Origin of the sequence: Streptomyces sp. WELS2, from assembly GCF_013870595.1 — a bacterium.
Lineage (GTDB): Bacteria > Actinomycetota > Actinomycetes > Streptomycetales > Streptomycetaceae > Streptomyces.
Genome location: NZ_JACBWZ010001319.1, coordinates 1 through 1148 on the forward strand (window position 1 = coordinate 1; position 1148 = coordinate 1148).

The 1148-nt window shown below is 71.8% G+C and carries 1 protein-coding gene; it reads right to left on the bottom strand.

Annotated elements, in window-relative coordinates; all coding sequences use genetic code 11:
• The coding region (locus H5J33_RS36045) for a serine/threonine protein kinase (RefSeq protein ID WP_258565642.1) at positions 1-1148 on the bottom strand (1148 nt) is incomplete at both ends.

Consider the following 1148-nt stretch of genomic DNA (forward strand, 5'->3'; position numbering starts at 1 on the left):
TTGCGGTCCCGGCGGGCGCCGAGCCGGGAGACGTCCCCGTCCAGGGGCGGGAACAGCTCGGTGTCCGTGACCTTCACCTCCGGCCCGAACAGGGTGGACAGCGCGGGCCGGGGCTGCCCGGTGTGCAGCGCGACCACCTCGCGCAGCACGCCGGTCAGCTGCTCGGCCATCTCCTGCGCGGAGCCGAACCTGCGGTCCGGGTCGGGGTCGGTGGCGCGCACCAGCAGCCGGTAGAAGGACTCGTAGCGGCTGAGCACCTCGACGGTGTCCGGGTCGGGGAGGGAGTCGGCGTGGACGGTGGTGTAGCCCTGGAAGTCGAAGGTGAGCACCGCCAGGGTGCGGCCCACCGTGTACAGGTCGCTGGCGACCGACGGGCCGGTCTCGGCGACCTCGGGCGCCTGGTAGCCGACCGTGCCGTAGATCGCCGACTCCGCGTCGTCCATCCGGCGGACGGCGCCCATGTCGATCAGCTTGAGCTGGTCCTCGGTCTGGATGGCGTTGTCCACCTTGAAGTCGCAGTACAGCAGGTTCCTGCTGTGCAGGTGGCCGAGCGCCTCCAGGGCCTCGATGCCGTAGGCGCACGCCTGTTCCACCGGCAGCGGGTCGCGGCGGCCGTCGGGGGTGCGGCGGGCGTTGGCGATCTCCTTCAGGGACTTGCCGCCGACGTACTCCATGACGATGTAGCCGTCGAGGGAGCCGGTGCGCTGGTCCAGGTGCTCCACGAAGTTGTAGATCCGCACGATGTTGGCGTGCTCGATCTCGGCGAGGAAGCGCCGTTCGGAGATCGCCGCGGCCATCGCGTCCTGGTCGCCGGTGTCCAGCAGGCCCTTGAGCACCACCCAGCGGTCGGAGACGGCCCGGTCCACGGCGAGGTAGATCCAGCCCAGCCCGCCGTGCGCGAGACAGCCCGCGACCTCGTACTGGCCGTGCACGATGTCCCCGGCGCGCAGCTTGGGCACGAAGGAGTAAGGGTGCCCGCACTTGGTGCAGAAGCCTTCCGTGCGGCCCGGCCGGTCACCGCGTGCCCGGCCCACCGGGGCGCCGCAGTCCGACCGGGAGCAGAACCGCTTGCGCTCGGGCACCTCCGGGCGCTCCAGCACCATCGCGTGCGGGTCGGGCCGCGGCACCTGCGGCACGGACACCAGTCC